The 16,517-nt window shown below is 38.4% G+C and carries 24 protein-coding genes; 15 read left to right on the forward strand and 9 right to left on the reverse strand.

Translation table 11 applies throughout. The annotated features are described in order from the left end of the window. Nucleotides 1-393: 393 nt before the first annotated feature. Nucleotides 394-1,050 carry a TetR/AcrR family transcriptional regulator gene (locus ESZ39_RS12510; protein ID WP_146880236.1) on the forward strand — a complete coding sequence of 219 codons (657 nt, stop codon included), beginning with the start codon at nucleotides 394-396 and terminating at the stop codon, nucleotides 1,048-1,050. A 318-nt stretch (nucleotides 1,051-1,368) separates the two neighbouring features. On the opposite strand, the gene ESZ39_RS12515 is transcribed toward ESZ39_RS12510, so the two are convergent. Continuing rightward, entirely contained in the window at nucleotides 1,369-2,124 is a 756-nt protein-coding gene (locus tag ESZ39_RS12515; protein ID WP_223270373.1) for a 3-deoxy-D-manno-octulosonic acid kinase, read from the reverse strand. A gap of 48 nt (nucleotides 2,125-2,172) precedes the next feature. Here ESZ39_RS12515 and ESZ39_RS12520 point away from each other — a divergent pair, with 48 nt between their 5' ends. From ESZ39_RS12520 to ESZ39_RS12530, 3 genes are all read left to right on the forward strand, one after another. Further along, nucleotides 2,173-3,261, forward strand: a complete 1,089-nt coding sequence (locus ESZ39_RS12520; protein WP_146880237.1) for a glycosyltransferase family 9 protein — start codon at nucleotides 2,173-2,175, stop codon at nucleotides 3,259-3,261. 19 nt (nucleotides 3,262-3,280) lie between these two features. Continuing rightward, entirely contained in the window at nucleotides 3,281-3,724 is a 444-nt protein-coding gene (locus ESZ39_RS12525) for an NUDIX domain-containing protein (protein ID WP_146880238.1), read from the forward strand. A gap of 69 nt (nucleotides 3,725-3,793) precedes the next feature. Beyond that, complete coding sequence (locus ESZ39_RS12530; RefSeq protein ID WP_146880239.1) at nucleotides 3,794-4,393, forward strand: PepSY domain-containing protein; 600 nt, start codon at nucleotides 3,794-3,796, stop codon at nucleotides 4,391-4,393. A gap of 29 nt (nucleotides 4,394-4,422) precedes the next feature. On the opposite strand, the gene waaA is transcribed toward ESZ39_RS12530, so the two are convergent. Together waaA and ESZ39_RS12540 are read right to left on the reverse strand one after the other, a co-directional pair. Beyond that, complete coding sequence (gene waaA / locus ESZ39_RS12535; RefSeq protein WP_146880240.1) at nucleotides 4,423-5,715, reverse strand: lipid IV(A) 3-deoxy-D-manno-octulosonic acid transferase; 1,293 nt, start codon at nucleotides 5,713-5,715, stop codon at nucleotides 4,423-4,425. Nucleotides 5,716-5,826: 111 nt separating this feature from the next. Then, a complete protein-coding gene (locus tag ESZ39_RS12540; protein WP_146880241.1) occupies nucleotides 5,827-6,255 on the reverse strand; it encodes an Lrp/AsnC family transcriptional regulator in 429 nt (142 codons plus the stop codon). A gap of 177 nt (nucleotides 6,256-6,432) precedes the next feature. On the opposite strand from ESZ39_RS12540, the gene ESZ39_RS12545 reads away from it, so the two are divergent. Genes ESZ39_RS12545 through glpG form a run of 4 tightly spaced genes read left to right on the forward strand, consistent with a single transcriptional unit; the run spans nucleotide 6,433 to nucleotide 9,876 of the window. Next, nucleotides 6,433-7,647, forward strand: coding sequence for a glycine C-acetyltransferase (locus tag ESZ39_RS12545; protein WP_146880242.1), 1,215 nt, complete (start codon nucleotides 6,433-6,435; stop codon nucleotides 7,645-7,647). A 2-nt stretch (nucleotides 7,648-7,649) separates the two neighbouring features. Further along, complete coding sequence (gene tdh, locus ESZ39_RS12550) at nucleotides 7,650-8,678, forward strand: L-threonine 3-dehydrogenase (protein ID WP_146880243.1); 1,029 nt, start codon at nucleotides 7,650-7,652, stop codon at nucleotides 8,676-8,678. Further along, complete coding sequence (gene glpE / locus ESZ39_RS12555; protein WP_146880244.1) at nucleotides 8,678-9,010, forward strand: thiosulfate sulfurtransferase GlpE; 333 nt, start codon at nucleotides 8,678-8,680, stop codon at nucleotides 9,008-9,010. Before tdh ends, glpE begins: the two co-directional genes overlap by 1 nt. Then, nucleotides 8,974-9,876, forward strand: a complete 903-nt coding sequence (gene glpG / locus ESZ39_RS12560) for a rhomboid family intramembrane serine protease GlpG (RefSeq protein WP_223270374.1) — start codon at nucleotides 8,974-8,976, stop codon at nucleotides 9,874-9,876. The genes glpE and glpG overlap by 37 nt, the downstream gene beginning before the upstream one ends. Nucleotides 9,877-9,933: 57 nt before the next feature. Here glpG and ESZ39_RS12565 read toward each other — a convergent pair whose 3' ends face one another. Continuing rightward, entirely contained in the window at nucleotides 9,934-10,314 is a 381-nt protein-coding gene (locus ESZ39_RS12565; protein ID WP_146880245.1) for a flagellar basal body-associated protein FliL, read from the reverse strand. Nucleotides 10,315-10,594: 280 nt separating this feature from the next. Here ESZ39_RS12565 and ESZ39_RS12570 point away from each other — a divergent pair, with 280 nt between their 5' ends. Further along, nucleotides 10,595-11,161 carry a chorismate--pyruvate lyase family protein gene (locus ESZ39_RS12570; protein WP_146880246.1) on the forward strand — a complete coding sequence of 189 codons (567 nt, stop codon included), beginning with the start codon at nucleotides 10,595-10,597 and terminating at the stop codon, nucleotides 11,159-11,161. Nucleotides 11,162-11,173: 12 nt separating this feature from the next. Continuing rightward, nucleotides 11,174-12,034: a 4-hydroxybenzoate octaprenyltransferase gene (gene ubiA, locus ESZ39_RS12575; RefSeq protein ID WP_223270375.1), complete on the forward strand. Its 861-nt coding sequence runs from the start codon at nucleotides 11,174-11,176 to the stop codon at nucleotides 12,032-12,034. 583 nt (nucleotides 12,035-12,617) lie between these two features. Here ubiA and ESZ39_RS12580 read toward each other — a convergent pair. The 3 genes from ESZ39_RS12580 to ESZ39_RS12590 all read right to left on the reverse strand — a co-directional run bounded on the left by ESZ39_RS12580 (nucleotide 12,618) and on the right by ESZ39_RS12590 (nucleotide 13,648). Then, nucleotides 12,618-12,893, reverse strand: coding sequence for a phage integrase N-terminal SAM-like domain-containing protein (locus ESZ39_RS12580; RefSeq protein ID WP_146880247.1), 276 nt, complete (start codon nucleotides 12,891-12,893; stop codon nucleotides 12,618-12,620). 232 nt (nucleotides 12,894-13,125) lie between these two features. Continuing rightward, nucleotides 13,126-13,395: a Txe/YoeB family addiction module toxin gene (locus ESZ39_RS12585; protein ID WP_146880248.1), complete on the reverse strand. Its 270-nt coding sequence runs from the start codon at nucleotides 13,393-13,395 to the stop codon at nucleotides 13,126-13,128. Continuing rightward, nucleotides 13,376-13,648 carry a type II toxin-antitoxin system Phd/YefM family antitoxin gene (locus ESZ39_RS12590; protein ID WP_146880249.1) on the reverse strand — a complete coding sequence of 91 codons (273 nt, stop codon included), beginning with the start codon at nucleotides 13,646-13,648 and terminating at the stop codon, nucleotides 13,376-13,378. The genes ESZ39_RS12585 and ESZ39_RS12590 overlap by 20 nt, the downstream gene beginning before the upstream one ends. 158 nt (nucleotides 13,649-13,806) lie before the next feature. Between ESZ39_RS12590 and ESZ39_RS12595 the strand changes: the two genes are divergently transcribed. The 5 genes from ESZ39_RS12595 to ESZ39_RS12615 all read left to right on the forward strand — a co-directional run bounded on the left by ESZ39_RS12595 (nucleotide 13,807) and on the right by ESZ39_RS12615 (nucleotide 15,636). Then, on the forward strand, nucleotides 13,807-14,226 hold the full coding sequence (locus ESZ39_RS12595; RefSeq protein WP_146880250.1) for an IS1096 element passenger TnpR family protein: 420 nt from the start codon (nucleotides 13,807-13,809) through the stop codon (nucleotides 14,224-14,226). 155 nt (nucleotides 14,227-14,381) lie between these two features. Next, nucleotides 14,382-14,672, forward strand: coding sequence for a DUF3817 domain-containing protein (locus ESZ39_RS12600; protein ID WP_146880251.1), 291 nt, complete (start codon nucleotides 14,382-14,384; stop codon nucleotides 14,670-14,672). A 57-nt stretch (nucleotides 14,673-14,729) separates the two neighbouring features. Next, nucleotides 14,730-14,963 carry a hypothetical protein gene (locus tag ESZ39_RS12605; protein WP_146880252.1) on the forward strand — a complete coding sequence of 78 codons (234 nt, stop codon included), beginning with the start codon at nucleotides 14,730-14,732 and terminating at the stop codon, nucleotides 14,961-14,963. Between the two features lie 128 nt (nucleotides 14,964-15,091). Beyond that, a complete protein-coding gene (locus tag ESZ39_RS12610) occupies nucleotides 15,092-15,349 on the forward strand; it encodes a type II toxin-antitoxin system Phd/YefM family antitoxin (protein ID WP_146880253.1) in 258 nt (85 codons plus the stop codon). Beyond that, nucleotides 15,337-15,636 carry a type II toxin-antitoxin system RelE/ParE family toxin gene (locus ESZ39_RS12615; RefSeq protein WP_146880254.1) on the forward strand — a complete coding sequence of 100 codons (300 nt, stop codon included), beginning with the start codon at nucleotides 15,337-15,339 and terminating at the stop codon, nucleotides 15,634-15,636. The genes ESZ39_RS12610 and ESZ39_RS12615 overlap by 13 nt, the downstream gene beginning before the upstream one ends. 218 nt (nucleotides 15,637-15,854) lie before the next feature. Here the strand turns inward: ESZ39_RS12615 and ESZ39_RS12620 are convergent, their stop codons facing one another. Further along, nucleotides 15,855-16,136, reverse strand: coding sequence for a type II toxin-antitoxin system YafQ family toxin (locus tag ESZ39_RS12620; RefSeq protein ID WP_146880255.1), 282 nt, complete (start codon nucleotides 16,134-16,136; stop codon nucleotides 15,855-15,857). After that, nucleotides 16,123-16,362: a type II toxin-antitoxin system RelB/DinJ family antitoxin gene (locus tag ESZ39_RS12625; RefSeq protein ID WP_146880256.1), complete on the reverse strand. Its 240-nt coding sequence runs from the start codon at nucleotides 16,360-16,362 to the stop codon at nucleotides 16,123-16,125. The genes ESZ39_RS12620 and ESZ39_RS12625 overlap by 14 nt, the downstream gene beginning before the upstream one ends. Between the last annotated feature and the right edge of the window lie 155 nt (nucleotides 16,363-16,517).

The following is a 16,517-nucleotide window of genomic DNA, read 5'->3' on the forward strand; positions in this document are numbered from 1 at the left end:
CTAGCACAGCTGAATTCTTGCCAGTAAACTCTCGGTCATAATTGAAGCTACCATTTAAAAAAGTATGAAACGCGGCGGTTAAGTACATGCTGACCATTTTCTTGCCTTTTATCGGGGTATGAACAACCGGTGAAAATAGCCTAACGTCGTCAGCAAGCAAGCAAGGTAGCAATATGACCAACGGTTTGATTTTTTATCATAGTGTGCCAATCGTTAAGCATATTTATTATTGCTTTAGATTAGTTTTTATTCACTGTATGCTACGATGCAACTAAATCTGACAGGCGTTAACATTAAGCTTACTTAAAGTATTTACTCAAAATGCTTTAATCTTCGCTGATTTTGATAGTATGATGGAAAAATATTTAACAACAAATACAAGAAGTAGTATCGATGAAAACTCGGGATAAAATAATTCAAGCCAGTATTGTCTTATTTAATGAACAAGGTGAGCGAAATGTTACCACCAATCATATTGCCGCTGATCTTGGTATCAGCCCCGGTAATCTTTATTACCACTTTCGTAACAAAGAAGACATCATACTTTCTATCTATGAAGAGTATGCGCGCAATCTTTTAATAGAAACCATGCCGGAAGTTAACCCTGAAGTAAAACCACTTGATGCCATTATTTTATATATGGATGTAGTATTTCAGGCGATGATGAAGTTTCGTTTTTTTTATAGTAATTTACCGGTACTGTTAGCAAAAAATCCTTTATTACACGATAAATACGTTGAAGTACAAGGCTTTATTGCACAACGCGTAAGTGAATTGTTACTGTCATTGCGTAACGCAAAAATGATGAATTTTTTAGATGAAGACCTGCCTGATATTGTCAGTATTTTACGTTTAGTAAATACTTTTTGGCTCAGTTTTTATCAAACACAGAACAACGATAACGAAATTAATGACGCGGTGTTCTATCAAGGGGTATTGAAAATATTAGTAATAATTCAGCCTTACATTAGCGATGAAGCTAAGGATGAATTTTTAGAAGCTCGTTCTATGTATCGTCAACGCTGTCAAAATAGCTTAGATGCTGCTTAAGTAATCTATAAGTACAGCATAAACATTGAGTAAATAACTAAAAGTACTTATACCAATCTCATTAATTATCTGATCATTTCCACTAGTTAAAACAACCCACTACGGCGTTATTTATTTACTCAGTATCGCTGCATGGATGCCGCTTATTAGACCATGCAGGCGCCTATTGTCCTGAACAACGAGTTATTAAAATAAATGCCTTATGTTTGGTTGTTTCCCCTGCGTATAAAGTAGACCACCTAATTAATGAAATTGGTATTATTCAAAGTAATAACTGCAACGACTAGCACACCTCAGTTATAGTCAGCGCTTAAATTTTTAAGACTGGTAGCCGTTTAATAGTGCTTGCCAGTTTTTTTCGCGCCATTGAAAATTTGTTATTCTGTGACTTTCTTTGCGAAACGATCTTAGTAATCTAGCCATATTTTCTGCTGGCCATTTAGTCTGCTGTTTGCGCTGTTCACCTTGGTCAAAATCGATTAACCACACCTGACCATTGTCATCAATTAGAATGTTATGAGCATTTAAATCATGATGATAAATACCTTGCTGATGAAAAGCCTTAATGACCTTACCTATTTTTTGCCAAAGTAAGTCATTGATTGCATGCTTACTGAGTAAGCCGACCAAATCACTGGCATTTTCAATCCGTGATGACAATAAATCAGCACGATAAAACCAGCCGCTTTTAATCACCCGAAACGCAATAGGTTTTGGCGCGGGTAAGCCTAATGATCGCATGGATTTGAGCAAAGCAAACTCGCGAGCCGCGCGAGTATTTGCCATGCCGGTATATAAATATTGATCGTTAATGACTTTGCCAATTAAACCGCCGCGATAGTAATGTCGCAACACCCAGTTTTGTACCGTACTTATAGCGTCTTCAGTGGCAATAAACCAAGTAGTGCCACGACCTTGAGCACTACCAACAATGGCACTTTTTGCTTGCCAATAATCACTATTGAGCATTTCAGGCACAAAAGTGCTGATTTCATCACTGTCGTATCGACAATAAACACGGCCTTGTTGAAAAATTTTTTCGAGACAAGGTTTTACAATTGCGGGCTGGTTCAAGATAATAGGCCTATATTATATTTCTGCTCCTATTGTGGTGAATCCTTTATGCTGGGTCAATTATCTGCTCCGAAAAATTTATGTTTATTGCGATTATCTGCTATTGGTGACGTATGTCATGCGGTTGCTATGGTGCAAAATATTCAGCGACAATGGCCAGCAACCAAAATAACTTGGGTAATAGGCAAGATTGAAGCGAGCTTATTACAAGATATGCTTGGCGTTGAATTTGTTATTTTTGATAAACGTGCCGGCCTAAAAGGCTACCGTGATTTAAGGCAAAACCTTAAAGGCCAGAAGTTTGATGTCTTGCTGCATATGCAGGTGGCATTGCGCGCTAGTATTGCCAGCCTATGTATTGCAGCCAAGGTAAAAATTGGCTTTGATAACCAACGCGCAAAAGAGGGCCAGTGGCTATTCACCAATAAAAAAATAGCGCCACAAAATCAGCCCCATGTCTTAGACGGTTTTATGGGCTTTGCCAAAGCGCTAGGTTTGGAAGTTACTGCGCCGTTATGGCAAATGCCGTTAACAGATGATATTCAGTTATGGGCTAGTGAAAAGCTCAGTGCCGCGAATACCGCCGACAAACCGATTGCCATTATTTGCCCTGCAGCCAGTAAAGCAGAACGTAATTGGCATACTGAAGGATACTCACAAATAGCCAAGCATTTAAGCCTTTGTGGTTTTAAAGTGGTGATCTGTGGTGGCCCAACCACAATGGAAAAATTACTTGCTGAGGCTATCATTAGTCGCAGTGACTTTAGCCAGGGTGAAAATGAAATACAGAATTTGGTTGGTCAAACTAGCTTAAAACAATTATTAGCCGTATTAAAAATTGCTCACCTTGTAGTTGCACCCGATACTGGCCCGGCTCATATGGCGGTGACGGTTGAAACACCGGTCGTAGGTTTGTACGCCCACAGCAATCCCAAGCGCACAGGTCCTTACTTGTATCCACAATACGTTGTCAGTGCTTATGCCTCAGCAATAAAGTTACAATATAAACAAAGCGTTGAAGAACTACCTTGGGGTACCCGTGCTAAAGGTAAAGATTTAATGATGCAAATCAGCATTACTCAAGTAAAGAAAACGATTGATCGCGTTATTGATGATAACTATCCAGAATTAGGCTAGTCAGAAGGAAGAAGTCTGCGTGAAAAAATATGTTACCGGTTTTTTGTTCTCTAAAAACGCGAGTCATCTGGTCTTAATAAAAAAAATAAACCCGTCATGGCAGTGTGGTTTATTTAACGGTGTTGGCGGCAAGATTGAAGCTAATGAGTTATCCATTGATGCTATGGTCAGAGAATTTATTGAGGAAACGGGTGTTACCATCCATGAAGCCGATTGGACCTGTTATGCAAAAATATACCGCCCCCATTGCTATGATGTAGACGTATACTTTGCACATTCTGATCTGGCTTTTAGTGCTAAAACCATTGAACAAGAACAGGTACATATTATCAAACTGAGTGAATTACCAAGCAATATTATTCCAAACTTACGCTGGTTAATTCCATTAGCTTTGGATAAACAAGCGGATTTTTCAACACCGGTGTTATTACAAGAAGTCGCACAAGCGCGGACTACAGCCTAATGCTTAATTAGTCAGGCTAACCTGCTAGTCACCATGCTAAATTGATAACCAACAAAACAAGAAAATGTCATGAAAAGTAGAAAGTTGCATAGGCTCATTGGGCTGATTTTAGTGTTACCCATGTTAGGTTGGACGCTGACCGGATTAGTGTTTTTTATTAAACCCGGCTATCAGGGGGCTTATGAACAATTATCCGTAAAACATCACCCTTTGAGTCAAGTGTTAAGCGTTATACCAAAGAAAAACTGGCAAGAAGTGAGGTTGGTTAACACTGTTTTAGGGACTCATCTGTTGGTAAAATCTAGCCATAAAGTTGAGCATTTAGACCCAGTATCACTACTCGAAAAACCCGTGCCAACAAGCTTACAATTTACCACACTATTAAATGATGCCTTTAGCGATAATAAAACGCGTTATGGCACTATTGAAAGTGTTAATGGTTTATCGGCACAAACGAACACAGGCGTGAAGGTAACGCTTGATTGGCAGACCCTAAAATTGAGCCAAACCGGGCAAGACACCCAATTAATTAACTTACTATACCAAATACATTATTTGCAATGGACACCGTTCAAAGGAATAAACCAAGTGTTAGGTATATTCGGTCTACTCTTGTTAATTTCGCTCACTGTTTTAGGGGTTAGGCTTTATATTAAGCAGCGCTCTTAATCTAAGCCTTAACGCTCAGGTTAAGGCATTTATGATTTTAGTAAGGTCTGCAGTGCGATTAAAGACTGTGCTGTTGCGCCTTGGTTTGCCTGTACCACTTTATAGCTATTCCTGCCGAGTGCTTGTGCGCTAGCTGCGTCAATCAGCAAGCGCAGTACCGCTTGCGCTAAAGCTTGTGCCATCGCTTCATTGTCGTTAAGTTGCACTATGCCCTGTGCTGAAGTTAGTTGCGCTAAAATCTCTTTAAAGTTACTCATATTTGGGCCAACAATAACTGGCTTTTGAAATAATGCCGGCTCTAATGGGTTGTGACCGCCTATATCACTAAAGCTACCCCCCATAGTAACTACGTCAGCTAATGCACATGCGGCGAGTAGTTCACCTAAAGTATCAATAATCCAGACATTAGTATTGAGTGTTACAGGCTGTTTTTGGCTGCGCCTAAGCACCTGATTACCGGCGTCTTCTGCGAGTTTAACCACTTGTTCAAAGCGCTCAGGGTGTCGCGGCACAATAATCAGTAAGGTGTTACTATCTTGCTGTTTTACTTGCTCAAAGGCCTTTAATGCCAGTGTTTCATCACCAGGATGTGTACTTGCTATTAACCAAATTTTACGCTCAGCTGCCAATAAAGCGCTTAACGCGTGTTGTTTAGCCGCTACAGCATTATTTAACGAAATATCAAATTTTAAGTTACCTGATAACGCGCACGTCGCCGTGTTTGCCCCCATCGCCAAATAATTATCTTGATTGACTTGGCTTTGAGTTAATATTTTGTCAAAACGACGAATAGTTGGCCTGATCAACCAAGCGATTTTTTTATAGCTGCGCATCGATTTATCAGATAATCGGCCGTTGATTAACATCAGTTTGATATCATTATTTTCGCACTGAGCAATTAAGTTTGGCCATAACTCAGTTTCCATAAAAATCATTATTTTAGGCTTTAAGTGTTTTAAAAATAAAGTAGTAGAAAAAATATTGTCGAGCGGTAAATAACAATGTTGTACTTTATCGCCAAATAATTTTTGCACTTGTGCTGAGCCAGTAGGTGTAAAAGTAGTTACTGTGATGGCCACTTGGGGATAGTTGCTCAGCAGTTTGGAGATAAAAGGTTGTAAGGCGATAACTTCACCCACACTGGCCGCATGAACAACAATGCCGTTGGGCTGGAGATTTTTTGCCAGCAACCCCAAGCGTTCAGGTAATCGTTGTCGATAAGCTTGATGACTTATCGAGCGCAGCAGTAACACCAGCAAAAGTAGTGGTGTTAAGATAAGAAATAATAATCGGTATAAAACTAAAGCGAGAGTAAAACGCACTTAACCAGCTCAAAATCTGAAAATCAATATTGAACAGTATACCTAGCGCCTGCTGAACTTTCACTTTAATCTCGGTTTTGAGCTCATATTAATCTCAAGTATAAACTCATATTAACGTTTAAAAATAGTATCAAGAATAATCGATGAGTTAGTTCTGGCGACACCTTCAAGTGAACAGACCATATTGAGCACTTCACTTAACTTTTCTAAGGTACTCGCTTGTATGGTCACCAATAAATCGTATTCACCACTAATGGAATATATGTGACTAATTTGATGAACTTTTCTTAAGGCTAAGCAGATAGTTTTTCGCAAATTAGGGTTTACTTTTAAAGACACATTAGAAGAAATTAATTGGCTAGTGTATTCACTACCTAACACCACACTGTAAGCTTCAATAACATGGTTGTTTTCAAGCTTATTCAGTCGGTTTTGTATCGCCGTTCTTGAAACACCGGTTGCTCTAGCCATGTCAGAAACACTGGCTCTAGCATTAAGCCGTAATATTGACAGTAGCTCTTCATCTTTTTCAGTTAACAATGGCTATTCCTAAAGTGGCAGAAAGCAAAAAAACAGCCATAATATTACACTTTGACATAGTTATATGTCAATTTGACTATAAAAAAAGACAAATTATTAAGTAATGTCACTTTTTTACACCATGGTCTGGGCGGATAATATGGCCATTGAAAGACTTTTATTTTTTAAGGAATTAATGTGACCGATTCTGCTAGCACCAACAATTTTTATGCCCACTTAAGCGCGCAAATAAACCAAGTTAAAGAAGACGGTTTATATAAAGCTGAACGTATAATAACCACAGCACAACAACCACAAATGGCGGTTAATACTGGCGAAGCGGTAGTGAATTTTTGTGCCAACAACTATTTAGGCTTAGCAAATCATCCTGCCTTGATTACTGCTGCTAAAAAAGGTTTAGATGAGCACGGTTTTGGTATGGCTTCAGTGCGTTTTATTTGTGGCACACAAGATATTCACAAAACCTTAGAGCAAAAATTAAGCAGCTTTTTAGGTATGGAAGATACTATTTTGTATTCTTCATGCTTTGACGCGAACGCCGGTTTGTTTGAAACTTTGTTAGGGCCTGAAGACGCTATTATTAGTGATTCACTTAACCATGCCTCGATTATTGACGGTGTACGTTTATGTAAAGCAAAACGCTTTCGTTATGCCAATAATGACGCCACTGAACTTGAAGCCCGTTTGATCGAAGCTGATGCCGCTGGCGCCCGTTTTAAGTTAATTGCTACTGACGGAGTATTTTCGATGGATGGCGTTATTGCCAACCTTAAAGCGGTTTGTGATTTAGCTGACAAATACAACGCCATGGTGATGGTTGATGACTCACATGCCGTTGGTTTTGTTGGCGAGCAAGGCCGTGGCAGCCATGAATACTGTGATGTTATGGGCCGTGTTGATATTATTACTGGTACGTTAGGTAAAGCCATGGGCGGTGCATCAGGTGGCTACACCGCGGCGAAAAAAGAAGTGGTTGAATGGTTACGCCAGCGTTCTCGCCCCTACCTATTTTCCAACTCATTAGCGCCAGCAATTGTGAATGCGTCAATTACCGTGATTGATTTGTTAGCTGAAGGTGGAGAACTACGCAAAACATTAAAAGACAATGCGGCCTATTTTAGAAGCCAGATGGAAGCAGCAGGTTTTACCTGTGCCGGAGCTGATCACGCTATTATCCCGGTTATGCTGGGTGACGCCAAAGTAGCAAGTGCCATGGCGGATCGTTTATTAGCTGAGGGTATTTATGTCATTGGTTTCTCTTTCCCTGTGGTACCTAAAGGCCAAGCGCGTATTCGTACACAAATTTCTGCTGCTCATACTAAAGCTGAATTAGATAAAGCCATTGAAGCTTTTGTGCGCATTGGTAAAGAAATGCAAGTGATTGAGGGCTAAATATGAAGTCATTAGCGAAATTAAAAGCTGAACCTGGTATTTGGATAACAGATTCACCTATACCGGAAGTTGGTCATAACGATCTGCTGATCAAAATTAAAAAAACCGCAATTTGCGGCACCGACATTCATATTTATAACTGGGATGAATGGGCACAAAAAACTATTCCTGTCCCTATGGTTGTTGGCCATGAATATGCCGGTGAAGTGGTTGGCATGGGTCAAGAAGTACGAGGCTTTGCCGTCGGTGATCGCGTTTCAGGTGAAGGCCATATCACTTGTGGTCATTGTCGTAACTGCCGTGCAGGTCGCACACACTTATGTCGCAATACTGTTGGTGTCGGCGTAAATCGTTCAGGCTCCTTTGCTGAATATTTAGTACTGCCGGCATTTAACGCCTTTAAATTACCTGATGAAATTTCAGATGACTTAGCCGCTATTTTTGACCCTTTTGGTAATGCGGTTCATACCGCACTATCATTTGATTTAGTGGGTGAAGATGTTTTAATCACTGGTGCTGGTCCTATTGGTATTATGGCAGCAGCGGTAGCAAAGCATGTCGGTGCCCGTCATGTAGTAATAACAGACGTTAATGAATACCGTTTAGACTTAGCACGTAAAATGGGTGCTTCTCGTGCGGTTAATGTCACTAAAGAAAAACTGACTGATGTGATGAGCGATTTGGGGATGACTGAAGGCTTTGACGTGGGTATGGAAATGTCAGGGGTACCTATGGCCTTCATTGATATGTTAGACAATATGAATAATGGTGGTAAAATTGCTATGTTAGGCATTCCTGGGCAGGATATGGCGATTGACTGGAGTCAGGTTATTTTTAAAGGCTTAACCATCAAAGGCATTTATGGTCGTGAGATGTTTGAAACTTGGTATAAAATGGCCAGTTTAATTCAATCAGGACTAGATTTATCACCGATGATCACTCATCACTTTACTATTGATGATTTTCAGCAAGGTTTTGATATCATGCGCTCAGGGCAATCAGGTAAAGTAATTTTAAACTGGGAAAAATAATGGCAAGTAGTGAAGAAGTTTTTAAACATATGCAAATCAATGAACTGCATCAAACGTTAGCGAGTGATACGCATGTAGTGGTGGATATTCGTGATCCTGCATCGTTTCAATCGGGGCATATCCCTAACGCTATACATTTAAGCAATGACAGTTTAGCTGAGTTTTTGCGTACGGCCGATTTTGACGCTCCGGTAGTGGTGTGTTGTTATCACGGTATTTCAAGTCAACAAGCGGCGCAGTTTCTGATCAGCCAAGACTTTACCGAGGTTTATTCTTTGGATGGCGGTTTTACTGATTGGCAATTGCAACATCCGGATGCTGTTGCCCGCTAATGTTGCAACAAGCACTACGGCCACTGGTAAAAGTAACGCAACACAATATTGCCTTACTGTTTTGCAACTACCTGAAGACTGTTGATGTTCAGGCGCAGGTGCAAAATGAAGAGGCCAGTTTCGTTATCTATTGCCAAGCCGATAAATATGATTTTGCTCAACAAGAGTTTGAGCAATTTATCGCAGAGCCTTACCAAGCTAAATATCAGCAAGCCGCTTGGCAAAATGCTGATGTGACAGAGGTTAACTCAGGTTCTCCAGCCTTATTGAGCAGTTTTAAAGCCCAGTTTTTTGCTCATGCCGGTTTGGTAACCTCAGTAGTTTTCGCCCTATGTTGGCTGGTTTTTCTTGCCAGTAACTTTGGTTGGGGCAATACAATATTTCATTATTTACAATTCTACCCACAACTGAGCTTTGATGCGGTATTACAAGCACCCCATCGGTTAATTGGGCCAGCTTTTTTTCACTTCTCATGGTTACATCTTATTTTTAATACTATGTGGTGGTGGCAATTGGGTGGCTCGGTTGAGCAAGTGATGGGAAAAGCTAGCTTAGTGAAGTTACTGATTATTTCTGCGCTTGTGTCTAATGTTGGGCAATTTTTTGTTGATGGACCCAACTTTGGTGGTTTATCGGGTGTGGTATATGCGCTGGTTGGCTATGTATGGTGGTTGGGCTGGTTAAAGCCAGAAAAAGGTCTGTCACTGCCTAAACCCATTATTGGCTTTATGCTGTTTTGGTTATTATTAGGTTATACCAGTTTAATGCCGATTAATGTCGCCAACACTGCACATTTATTAGGTTTACTCAGTGGTTGTCTACTGGCTTATATTCACGTTTTACAAGATAAAAAACACACGAGCTAAAATCAATAAAGCACCCTTTGAATTAATTACTTCTATGGGTGTTTGTTTTAGAAAAGTTTAATTATCTAACCATTGAGTGAATAACAGTTTTTTAATTAATGGCTTACCTGTTTCTTCTACTAATAATTGTTTAACTTTTTCTTCACACAAGCGCTGTATTTCATGGCGACCGTTGATCGACTTTATTTGTGACTCAGGTTGCTGACCAATAATATTGATAATTGCATCACGCAGCAGCGGGGCATGATGTTCAACAATAGTGTAATTTCCAGCGTCTTCAATCATTAACTCTACCGTTAGGCGAACATAGCCCATTTTTTTCTTAACGGCCACGTAATTAGTCACTATCGAAGGTTCAAAGCCAAAATAAGCATAGTCAGCGGCTTTGGCAAAAGACGAACTTAGCAGTACTAACATTAAAACAATGGATGTTTTCATACACTAAAACTCAAATTGGTAAATAAATTAACTATTCATAGTCAGAAGTTAAATCGGTTGATTAAGACTAAATGATAACCCGAATTTTGATCATACGTTGAGTTATTTAGCGATTTTTTTATCTGACTGATATCTAACTAATAGCACTAGCCTAAAAAAGCTAATAGCTACGGGTATAAGTCATTGGTATAAATAAGCGTCATTCAATACCAGGAGTAGGCTGTATTTTTGCCATACTAAACGCTATCATACGTCGTTTTTCGTTAAATAGTTTTCAAGTATGACAACAGAACATTTATTATTTCCTGTGCAAATGCTCGCAAGCTGGCAGCCGCCAGAAACCTTCACTCTTCCCAACAGCTTACGCGATTGGTTACTCGATCCTGGTTCATTAACCGCGCGGTTGAAGTGTCATGGTCAACAATTTCGTGTGCAAGTGCTAGGCCAACGCATACAAACCTGTGATGCGGCTGAAGCCAATGATGATATTACAGCGGGCGAGCCGGTATTGGTACGCGAAGTATTATTGTATTGTGATGATATTCCACAAGTATTTGCCCGAAGTTTATTACCATTGAGCTCTTTAACCGGCGCTCAGCAACAGTTAGCCCATTTGGGTACGCAGTCGTTAGGGCAAGTATTGTTTAATCATCCCGATTTACTGCGCAAAAAAATTGAAGTGGCGGTGTTTGACCAAAATTCTAGTGTCGCTAATCTCACCAATTATTTAGCATTAAAAAACACTCAACAAGCCCTTTGGGGGCGTCGTTCGGTTTTTGTACTTAATGATAAACCGTTAATGGTGGCAGAAATATTTTTACCAAATGCCATTGCCTATCAAAAATAAAAGAGTATTACCTTGAGTGACTTGAAGAAAAAACTAATTGCTATCAAGCAAATCACCCGTATGGATAAGCCCATTGGCACTTACTTGTTGCTTTGGCCAACTTACTGGGCCTTATGGATTGCCTCTGATGGTTGGCCGTCATTACATATGCTAGTGGTGTTTAGCTTAGGTGTGTTTTTAATGCGTAGCGCCGGTTGTATTATTAATGATTATGCCGACCAAAAAATTGATGGCGCAGTTAAACGTACGCAAAACCGGCCATTAGTCACTGGCGCTTTGTCGAGTAATGAAGCCTTGCAGTTGTTTGCAACCTTCATTTTACTGGCGTTTGCCTTGGTGCTAACCTTAAGTAATTACACGATAATGCTCTCTGTTGTGGCGGTGATATTAGCTGCCAGTTACCCGTTTATGAAGCGTATAACCCATTTTCCACAGTTAGTGTTAGGCGCAGCGTTTAGTTGGGGCATGATTATGGCTTTTGCCCAAGAGCAAGGTCAAATACCGGTTACCGCTTGGCTTTTATTTACCGCCAACGTTTTATGGACTACCGCGTACGACACCATGTACGCCATGGTCGATCGTGATGATGATTTAAGAATTGGCGTGAAGTCGACAGCGATTGTCTTTGCTGAGCGTGATAAACGTATTATCTTATTTTTACAGCTAATGACCTTAGGCTTATTATTTACCGTGGGTGATATTTTAGCCTTTGGTTGGCCTTTTCAGTTATCGTTAGTGATTGCTGCAGGTTTTTTCTGCTATCAACAAATCTTAATTGCCGGACGTGACCGTGACCGTTGCTTTCAAGCCTTTTTAAATAATCATTATGTTGGTTTGATAGTATTTATCGGTGTGATGGTCGAGTATTTATAAACTTGGTAAATAAGTTTGCATGTCTCCACGGCATGCCGTCCATCCTGTTGTGGTTCTAAATAAAATTGGAAACCGTTAAATAAAGTCGAAACTAGAATTATTATATTTAGATACGAAAATATTTTTCAAAAAACTTAAGTTAACTTTGATCTAGAGCGGATACAGCGGAGCAACCACATTGAATTAACAGTCTCCTGATAGCGGACGTTCCCCATAGATTGAAACATATGTTTTTTGATGGCCGTTTTTGTCATTGAGTCATCCTGGCTAACGGACAACTAAGCCACGAAAGCGGACATAAAAGTTTTATATAACCATGGCTGCTCTTCCGGCATTGCTGACATAAAGCCTCAAATATTTTCCCTTATATTTTCTAATGAATAACTAGTTTCTATCAAGTGGGCTTTTCGTTCCCGATAAATGTTGTCCAATTATACCAATTTGATTAATTAAGTGATCACCTTTTTCATGAGGGAAAATGGATAAATACAAGGCATAAAATTTAGTCAGTAGTTATTCACCTTATAAATTTTATAACGCTGTAGTTATTCATTTTAACCCTTAAAAATGAGCAGGTAATTAATCAACTTGGTATAAGCTCTCTTTCACACACATGTTTGTACATAAAGACAATAGCGCATAATGCAAGGTTTTGTGTTGAAGATGTCACATTTCGATTCACAGCTAAATAGGTGAGATAATTACTTGCCTCTTCTTCTCCCATATCTTTTGGATGACGCTTTTGGTTAAAAATAATAAAGCGCTTAATCCACAATAAATATGCTTTCTCAGTTTGGATACTGTAATGCTTCGTACGAAGGATATGACGGATACTTTCTAAAAAAGATGAAGTTGACATAATTTAAAACCATAAATCTGTGCATTTATACAGCTATAGTTTTGATTTAAATAAAGATCAAACATTTTTATGGCAGGGATTTACTGAGAAGTCTCAGTAATATCCTAACTTTTTAATTTTAACAAAGCTATTCTTTCTAATTATTTGAAATTGTAAAATATTGTGGAATATAAAATAAATATTATGGGGCGGACATTACTGAGGAGTCGCTAAAATAAGCTGTTATGTTTTTCTAATGATCGTCGTAATGTCCACCAATTGCGAATATATAAATATACTCATTATCAAACTTATAGATTAATCTATCTTTTTGAGAAATCCGCTTTGACCATAACCCAGCTAAATTATGTTTTAATGGCTCTGGTTTACCTAAACCACTACTAGGATCATTTCTAAGCATTTCTTTTAATATTTTACATAATGCTTTATGTAATTTTTTATCTTTTTCTCTTAATTGCTTATAAGTGAGCCACGTCTTACCTTCAAAGATTAGTGATCTCATTTAATTGCTCTTGTGTTGGTTTATAACCTTTATCGCTTGTATGCGTTTTCATGGAGTCAGAAATTTGTTGCATCAAACTATTACTTTGTAATACGTGTAATGTTTCTTGCTCTCTCTCCCAGTCTTCAGCACTCATAACAATAAAGGCATCACCAGCTCGCCTAGTAACCTTTATTGGCTCATGCTCGCTAACAGTTTGTTCAACATATGTTTTTAAGTTGTCTCTAAACTGATTTACACTGATGCTATTCATAGTATACTCTCTTATTATGTACGGTAACGTCGTACATTGTAGTGTAAAAAATATAACAAGTCGTTTAAAAGGACAAAAAACAGTTAGCTGTTTTCGTTCCTCAACATTTTTTTGCCTCTTAATGAGGCGTAGGCAACAAAATCAGTTTTGAGTACATTATGATATTTACAGTGAAAATTAAGTTGGTACATGGAATATATGCTTCAGATGACTGGCAGTGCAATATTGAAATTCCATCAGATTTTAAATTAGAAGATTTTCATCTAGTCCTTCAAGACTTGTTAGCTTTTGATGATGATCACATGTATAAATTTTATATCGCCAACACTGAGCGTGGACAAGAAATTGCACGTTTTGAGTGTGACGATGAACTAATCGAGGAAACAAGTATTAGTGAGTTCCTTCTTAAATCAAAAGGTAAAAAAGCATTTTATTTCTTTGATTATGGTGATAGCTGGTTGTTCCAAATTTCCAATAGTCGTAAAAAACCGTTTCAGCCTGTTGCTGATGTGGAATATCCTAGGGTTATTTCTGAAGTTGGTGTTAATCCTGAACAATACCCTGATTGGGAAGACTAAAGTTGCCTAACAAGAACATCAAACGGACAAAAAACAGTTGGTTTTTGCTCCTTTGTCGCTTATTTTAACCAACAATTTTTTGCCTCTTAACCAGGCGTTGGCATTCCGAACAATCAAATTTCTGATGTTCAATTTAATATTTAGAGAGGGTTTAATTGAAAGGTTTTAGGTTAATAAGTTTGTTAGAGGGTATTTCATATCTACTTATATTAAGTGTTACGCTTGGCGTAATTAGTCGATATTACGTGTCTTATTTGGGCATGGTGCACGGGATTTTATTTATTGCCTATTTAACATCCTCTATTCATGCTTCGCATCAACAAAAGTGGTCAGTTATAACTTTGTTACTTCTATTCTTAGCATCTATTATTCCTTTTGCTTTTCTATGCGTGGAGTTATATATACGTAAGCTATCAATAGAAAAACAAGAAAGTAGCATAGTATAAATAAGCACATAACAAGTCACTCAAAAGGGCGATATATGCCAAAGGATTGTGTCATCTATGGAAGAATTAGTTGAGGGTCTAGGAAGAGGTATCCTAAACGTAATTAAATGGATAGTTATAGACTTGTTTATTGATATTTTTGTCCATGGGTATGGTTACACCACTCTTAAAATTTTAACTGTCGGCAAATATCCTAAAGCAGATCAAGATAATGATACTTTGTGCATAATTTCAGGATTATTATCAATTGCAGCAACAATTGCGGTTATTATGGTAATCAATTCAAATTAGGCTATAAGCCACTCAAGCACGACAAATGATAGTTGGCTCTTAGTGGGGCGTTAGCCGTATAGTTGTATCCCTGAACTCATGTGATACTATAGTGATACATTATTTATCTTTTTAATATAGGAGTTATCATGAAAGTCGAACTTGTCACAACGCTAAAACGCCAAGCCACCAAAATTTTAGCTGATCTCCACATTTCCAAAGAACCAGTATTAATTACTGAGCATGGTCAGCCATCTGCTTATTTAGTTGATGTTGATGATTATGAGTTCATGCAACAAAGAATGGCAATTCTTGAAGGTGTTGCACGCGGTGAGCAAGCTATTAAAAATGGTAATATATTATCGAACCAAGAAGCAAAAGAAAAAATGAGCAAATGGCTGAAGTAATATGGACATCTCCAGCACTCGATGATTTAAACGGAATAGCTGAATATATTGCTTTAAGTAATATCACAGCGGCTAAGAGTTTAACCCGAAAAGTATTTGATAAAATAGAAAGACTAGAGAGCCATCCTGAATCTGGTAAAAGGCCTCTTGAGTTAAGTAACTTAAATTACCGAGAGGTTAATGTTAATCCGTGTCGTATTTTCTATAAGGTTGATAGCGATAAGGTATATATTTTACATGTCATGCGCCAAGAGCAAGATCTGCGCAGGTTTCTTTTACAGAGCTAAATACGGCTAACAGCTGTTCAAGTGGGACAAATTACAGTTGGCTAGTTCCGCTCCGCTTCACATTTTAGCAAAAAGTGCTCAAAAAAATCTGAGCTTAGTAAAGCTTACTCATAAGCCATTCAAAACGAACAAATAACAGCTTGCTATTTTCACTCCGTTTCAACAGTTTAGCAAACTGCTATTTACCGCTTAATATGGGCGTTATATGCTTAGAGTATTTAAAATAAGTCATTCTGCGTGCCAACTCTAGCAAGTTGTAAATACGTTTCATGTATGCGATAAATTAAAAGTAAATCAGGTTTTATGTGGCAATCTCTGAATCCATGCCAATTTCCTATTAGAGAATGATCAACATATCTAGCATCAAGAAGTAACCCTTTTTGAAGTGTTGATATCACATTACCAACGTCAATTATTTCTGGTATTGATAGTTTAGTTACTTTTTTAAAATCTTTTTTAAAATCTTTTTTAAATTGAGATGAATAATCAAGAGTTAACATCTACTGCTTTACCTTCAGTTAAATCTGAAATAAGGCTGGTAACACTTTCAGACTTTCCCCCTAACCCTTGTGAAAGTTCTTGAGTAGCTGTTGCTGTCATAACATTTGGCTGTTTTGCTTTTAACTCAAAAGGAATTCCGCCATAATTTATTACAGTGCGAGCAAAAAGTTTAAGGGCTTGGGAAGGACTTAAACCTACTTCATCACAAATGTGTGTAATACCAATCCCATTAAGTTATTGCTCACTTGTACTCGTTAAAATAGCTCAAGGCTGTGTTGCTCTCAATCCCAATAGCCAGCTATTGCTCAATCGAGCGCCTTACCTTGAGTTATTTTTCCTGCGCACAACAAGATCACAAACTTAATGGAACTGGTATTAGT

It is taken from the genome of Colwellia sp. C1TZA3, assembly GCF_007954265.1.
GTDB lineage: Bacteria > Pseudomonadota > Gammaproteobacteria > Enterobacterales > Alteromonadaceae > Cognaticolwellia.